The following is a 6914-nucleotide window of genomic DNA, read 5'->3' on the forward strand; positions in this document are numbered from 1 at the left end:
CACTCGTGCACCCAACAGTTGTGAAACCGATCACAGCGACGGCCGCCAACAGGCGTTCTCAGCTGGGGAGATGGTTCCCTCGGGGCTCGTAGGATTTCGGATCCCGATGGTGTTCGAAGCGGCGCTCGTAGGCTTACGAGCGTTGCCCGCGACGAAGGACGAGACAGCCCGATGACCGTACACACCGACCGCGAAAACGCCTGGATCCAGCGATTCGGAAGCTCCTCCTCCGGTGATCTGTCCCTGGTGTGCTTTCCACACGCCGGAGGGGCCGCGAGCTTCTACCACCCGCTCTCCCGGATGCTTCCCTCGTCCGTGAACATGCTGGCCATCCAGTACCCGGGGCGTCAGGACCGGCGCGCCGAGCCCTGCGTGGAGAACCTGGCGGAACTGGCCGACCGCGTCCACGAGGTGCTGCAGCCGCTGACCGGGCAGCCGCTGGCCCTCTTCGGCCACAGCATGGGGGCCACGCTGGCCTTCGAGGTGTCGCGGCGGCTCGAGGAGCAGGGTGTCACCCCGGTGCATCTCTTCGTGTCCGGCCGCCGCGCCCCCTCACGGCACCGCTCGGAAGGCGTGCATCTCCGCGACGACCAGGGTCTCATCGAGGAGTTGAAGGAGCTCAGCGGCACGGACGCCAGGCTGCTCGACGACGAGGAGCTGCTCCGCATGATCCTTCCCGCGCTGCGGGGCGACTACAAGGCGGCCGAAACCTATGTCTACCGACCGGGGGACCCGCTGGCCTGCCCGGTGACGATGTTCACCGGCGACGCCGACATCCGGGTGAGCGCGGAGGATGCCGCAGCGTGGCGCGAACACACCACCGGCCCCTTCGAGTTGATGACGTTCGACGGCGGACACTTCTTCCTGACCGGCCACATGCAGCGCATCACCGAAGTGATCACCAGCGCGCTGCGCTGAACGGCAGGCCGGGCGGGGTGTGCGGCGGCGGTCCCGGCATCGAGGGCCGCCGTCGGCGCGGACGGATTCGTCGGCACCCTGTGGCATGCCCTGAAGGGGGCGTTATGCGGTGGTGCCCCCGCCTTCTGGGGCTGAGCGGTGCAGTCTGCGGAAGGTGTCTGGGGGGTAGGTCACCCCGGCCTGCGGAACGATGCCTGAGGGGCCCGTCAGGCATGACGGCCCATCAATTTGCCCGCCCAGATGTCAGATCATGCGCGGATGGGACCTGCGTCACATTGACTTTGTTCGACGCAAGTAAAAAAATCGTCATTTGATGGGGCCATGCCCTCATCAGAAGCAATCCGCTCGTCGGCACCCAGGGAGGACGCCGAGCCGGTGACGGCGCGAGCGGGCACGACCGGTGGGACTGACCAGCCACCGGTCGACACGGGGGTCAGCCGTCGGAGCAGGGGCGACGGCACATCAAGGGGGATACGCAGGATGCTCGGTCGGCACGGCTTCACAGAGCCGCCGTCCCACGGCCTCGGCGGCGACGGTCACGGCCGGCACCACACACCGGAGCAGGCGGTTCGGCCCGGCCGCCGCCGTGCCACCGGTCTCCGCACCCCCGGCTCCGGAGCGATCCGCAGCCACCCGCGCCCGCACCTGACCGCCCGGACTGCGGGCGGTGCACCGTCACAGGCGATCCGCACTCCGCACCCGAACCCGCACCTGCACCCGCACGGAACGGCAGTCCGCGGAACAGCCACTGCCGGAACAGCCACTGCCGGAGCAGTCGCTGCCGAAACCGCCACCGCCGGAGCAGCTGCTGTCGAAGCAGCCCCTGCCGGAACAGCCGCCCACGGGAACGCCGTTCGGAGGAGCGCCGTTCAAGGCCACGCCCGTCACCGGAAGCCCGCCCACGGTGGCCGGTGCACGGCCACCGTCCCTGCCGCCCCCACGGACCGGGCCCCCGCGGCGGCCGCCGCCGCACGGCACTTCTCACGACGCTCCCACGGGCACACCGCCGCACGTTGCGAGCACCGCCCCACACGCCTGGGCTGAACGCCCCACCGGGCTCTGCGCCCGTTTCTGCGGATTCACGAACCACGAGAGGGAAAACGACGTTGCGCGCGGAGCTGATCCAGCCACTGTCCGAACTGCTGCGTGAGCACGCCGAGCAGCGCGGGAACCAGGTCGCCTTCGACGACGGGCGGCGCGGCGCGACCTACCGTGACCTCGAACGCCGGACCGCCCGGCTGGGCGGACACCTCGCCGGGCTGGGGCTGGAGCGCGGCGACCGCGTGCTGTTCCTCCTCAACAACAGCGTCGAGGTCATCGAGACTTACCTCGCCGTCACCCGGGCCGCCTGCGTCGGGGTGCCCGTCAACCCCCGCTCCGCCGACGCCGAGGTCGCCCACGCCATCGACGACAGCGGCGCCCGCGTCGTCGTGGCCGATTCCGCACACCTGGAACAGGTCACGCGCATCCTGTGCGACGGCCGCGACCGGGTGACCCTCGTCCTCGTCCAGGACCCGGGCGCCGCGCACCCGGCCACGGTCCCGCACCGCTCGTTCGAGACCATGGCGACCACGGACCCGGACACGCCGGCCCCCGACGACCTCGGTCTCGACGAGCCGGCGTGGATGCTCTACACCTCCGGCACCACCGGCCGGCCCAAGGGTGTCGTGTCCACCCAGCGCAGCTGCCTGTGGTCCGTCGCCGCCTGCTACGCACCCGTCCTCGGACTGTCCGAGAACGACCGTGTGCTGTGGCCGCTCCCGCTCTTCCACAGCCTCGCCCACATTCTCTGCGTCATCGGCGTGACCGCGACCGGGGCCACCGCCCGGATCATGGGCGGGTACGCCGCCGAGGACGTGCTCGCCCTGATCCGCGACGAGCCGTTCACCATGATGGCCGGGGTCCCGACGATGTACCACGACCTGGTACTCGGCGCCCGCGGAACACGCCTCGACGCATCCGGACTGCGGGTCTGCCTGGTCGCGGGGGCGGTGACCACCCCCTCCCTGAGCCGCGCCTTCGAGGACACCTTCGGCCTCCGGCTCCTCGACGGCTACGGCAGCACCGAGACCTGCGGCATGATCGCGATCAACCGGCCCGACGGCCCCGCGGTCAGCGGATCCTGCGGCCTGCCGGTCCCCGGCCTCGGTGTCCGGCTCGTCGATCCGGACACCGGCCGCGACGTCCCCACCGGCACGGAAGGCGAAGTCCGGGTCAGCGGCCCCAGCCTGATGACCGGCTACCACAACCAGCCCCTGGCCACCGAGGAGGCCCTGCGCGACGGCTGGTACCGCACCGGCGACCTGGCCCGGCAGGACGACGACGGCTACCTGACCATCAGCGGCCGCATCAAGGAACTCATCATCCGCGGCGGGGAGAACATCCACCCCGCGGAGATCGAGGACGCCCTCCGCGCGGCGCCCGGTGTCGCGGACGCGGCCGTCGCCGGCCGGCCGCACGAGAGCCTCGGCGAAGTTCCCGTCGCCCATGTGATCCTGGACGACAGCGGCACCTACAGCGGGGAAGAGGTCCTCCGCACCTGCCGGGAGCGGCTGGCCAACCACAAGCTGCCTGCGGCGCTGTACGCGGTCGACACGATCCCGCGCACCGGCTCCGGCAAGATCATTCGGCATCTGCTCGCCGAACGCCCCGCCCGCCTGCTCACGGTGGGGGACACCGGGCACGAAGCACTGTTCCGGGTCGACTGGGCCGAGGTTCCGACCGCTGGGTCCTCCGGGGCCACCCGGGACACCGACGGCCTCGACGCCGGGGGAGCCGGGTGGGCCGAGACCGGTCCCCGGCACCTGCTGACCGGCGCCGACGGCTACCCGGACCTGGCCGCGCTGCGCGTCGCCGTCGACTCCGGCACGCCTGCGCCGGACTTCGTGGTCTGCCACCTCCCGCAAACCCCGGCGGACGGGACTCCGGTCCGGCACATTCCGGCCGAAGGGATTCCGGTCCCGCACACCCCGGCCGGCGGGGCTCCGGTCCCGCACACCCCCGACGGGACTCCGGTCCCGCACGCACCGGCCGGGGCCCGCCCGGCCGACGGCGCCACGGCGCGCGCCGCCGCCCGGGCCGCGCTGGACACCGTGCACAGGTGGCTGTCGGACGACCGGTTCGCCACCTCCCGCCTGGTCCTCGTCACCCGCGCGGCCGTTGCCGCCGTACCCGGCGACGACGCCCCCGACCTGGTCGGCGCAGCGGTGACCGGTGCCCTACGGTCGCTCCAGACCGCACACCCCGGCCGGCTGATCCTGCTCGACACCGACGACCACCAGGCCTCCCGAGCCGCCGTTCGCGCTGTCGTCGCGACCGGAGAGCCGCAGCTCGCCCTGCGCGCGGGCCGGGCGTTCGCCCCCCGGCTCCGTCCCGCCCGCTCCACCACGCCCGATGTCCGCCCCTGGAACCAGCACGGCACCGTCCTGATCACCGGGGCCCTCGGCACCGCCGGCCGACGGATGGCACGGCACCTCGTCCGGGCACACGGCGTACGCCATCTGGTGCTGGCCGACCCGGCCGCCGACCGCGCCCCGGACGCGGCCGGCCTCCGGGCCGAACTGTCCCGCGCCGGAGCCACCGTCACCCTGGTCACCTGCGACGTGAGCCGGCGCGCGGATGTGGCACGGCTCCTGGAAGAGCTCCCGTCCGAACACCCCCTCACCGCGGTGGTGCACACCGCCGGCACCGCGGACGACGACGCGATGACCGCAGAACCGTCCCGGCCCGCCGACGACGTCCACGGCGACCGTGTCGACGGGACTCCCCGTGTCGACGGGACTCCCCGTACCGACGGGACTCCCCGTACCGACGGAACCGCTCGTACCGACGGAACCTGTCGTATCGACGGTGCCCTGCACCTCCACGAACTGACCGCGGGCCTCGCGCTCGACGCGTTCGTCCTCTTCTCCGACGCGCCCGGCACCCCGGGTGGCGGCGCCGCGGCGGGCTTCCTCGACGCCCTCGCCCAGCAGCGCCGGGCACAGGGACTGGCCGCGACCTCCCTCGCCTGGGGCCCCTGGGCCGGCACCGGCTCCCCGGAGGCCGCACCGGGACACGGCACGCTCTCCGCCGATGAAGGGCCGGCCCTCTTCGACCTCTCCAGGACCCTGGACGACACCGTCCTCGTACCGCTGAGGCTCGATCACGCCGCACTGCGACTGCGCACCGCCGACACTCCGTTGGCCGCCCTCTACCGCGACCTCCTGCCCACGGACGCCGAGGACGCCGACGGCGCGACGGTGCTGTCCGCACTGCGCGACCGACTGACCGGTCTGTCCGACGGGGAGCGCCGGCGCGCCCTTCACGAACTGCTGCGCACCCAGATCGGTGCCGTGCACGGGAACCTCGCCGGGGCGGCCCTCCGCACCCACCGCAGCTTCCGGGAACTGGGCTTCACCTCCCTGACCGGGGTGGAACTGCGCAACCGCCTGGCCGCCGCCACCGGGCTGCGGCTGTCCGCGACGCTGGTTTTCGACCACCCCACCCCCGAGGCACTCGTCCGCCACCTCCACACCGAACTGCTGGAGACCGCCGAATGGCGGGGCACTGCGGAATCCCCCACGGCCGCCGGAACCGCCGACACCCCCGCCCATGACGACCCGGTCGTCATCGTCGGCATGGCCTGCCGCTTCCCCGGCGGTGTGACCTCACCGGACGACCTGTGGCAGCTCCTCGCGTCCGCCGGCGACGCCGTCTCCGGGTTCCCGGACGACCGCGGCTGGGACCTGCAACGGCTCTACCACCCGGACCCCGACCACTCCGGCACCAGCTATGCCCGAGAGGGCGGTTTCCTGCACGACGTGGCGGAGTTCGACGCGGAGTTCTTCGGGATTTCGCCGCGTGAGGCGCTGGCGATGGACCCGCAGCAGCGGCTGCTGCTGGAGGCGTCCTGGGAGGCGCTGGAGCGTGCGGGCATCGACCCGCTCTCGCTGCGCGGCACCCGTACCGGGGTCTTCGCCGGCGTGATGTACCACGACTACGCCGCCCGACTGGACACGGTGCCCGAGGACATCGAGGGCTATCTCGAAACCGGCAACGCGGGCAGCGTCGCCACCGGCCGCATCGCCTACACCCTGGGCCTGGAGGGCCCCGCGGTCACGGTCGACACGGCCTGCTCGTCGTCGCTGGTCGCCCTGCATCTGGCGGCGCAGTCGCTGCGGCAGGGCGAGTGCACGATGGCGCTGGTGGGCGGTGCCACGGTGATGTCGACGCCGGGTGTGTTCGTGGAGTTCAGCCGTCAGCGGGGTCTGGCGGCGGACGGCCGGTGCAAGGCGTTCGCGGATGCGGCGGACGGTACGGGTTGGGCCGAGGGTGTGGGGATGCTGCTGGTGGAGCGGCTGTCGGACGCGCGTCGGAACGGTCATCCGGTGCTGGCGGTGCTGCGGGGCAGCGCGATCAATCAGGACGGTGCGTCGAATGGTCTGACGGCGCCGAACGGTCCGTCGCAGCAGCGCGTGATCCGGCAGGCGTTGGCGAGCGCCGGGCTGTCCGCCGAGCAGGTGGATGCGGTGGAGGCGCACGGTACGGGGACGAAGCTGGGTGATCCGATCGAGGCGCAGGCGTTGCTGGCCACGTACGGTCAGGGGCGTGCGGCGGAGCGGCCGTTGTGGCTGGGTTCGGTGAAGTCGAACCTGGGTCACACGCAGGCGGCGGCGGGTGTCGCGGGTGTCATCAAGATGGTGCAGGCCATGCGCCACGGTGTGCTCCCGCAGACCCTCCATGTCGACGAGCCCTCGCACCACATCAACTGGGCAGCCGGAGACGTACGGTTGCTCACCGAGCCCGTCGCCTGGCCGCGGACCGGCGGCCCGCGCCGAGCCGCTGTGTCGGCCTTCGGCGTGAGCGGCACCAACGCCCACGTCATCCTGGAGGACCCGGCGGCCGACACCGCGGTGGGCCCGATTCCCCCGACCGGTGCTCCGGCGACGCTTGGCGCACTCACCGATGCGCCGCAGCGCGAGATCCCGGCGGTGGTTCCGTTGGTGTTCTCGGCG

2 protein-coding genes are annotated in these 6914 nt (G+C 72.4%); both read left to right on the forward strand.

Annotation, left to right across the window (positions count from 1 at the left end):
* Positions 1–171 precede the first annotated feature (171 nt).
* Positions 172–918, forward strand: a complete 747-nt coding sequence (locus AC3EQ1_RS25045) for a thioesterase II family protein (RefSeq protein ID WP_432096587.1) — start codon at positions 172–174, stop codon at positions 916–918.
* A 1106-nt stretch (positions 919–2024) separates the two neighbouring features.
* Positions 2025–6914 (forward strand): beta-ketoacyl synthase N-terminal-like domain-containing protein (locus AC3EQ1_RS25050; protein WP_432096588.1); only part of this gene is annotated, 4890 nt, incomplete at its 3' end.

It is taken from the genome of Streptomyces sp. bgisy100 (assembly GCF_057709105.1).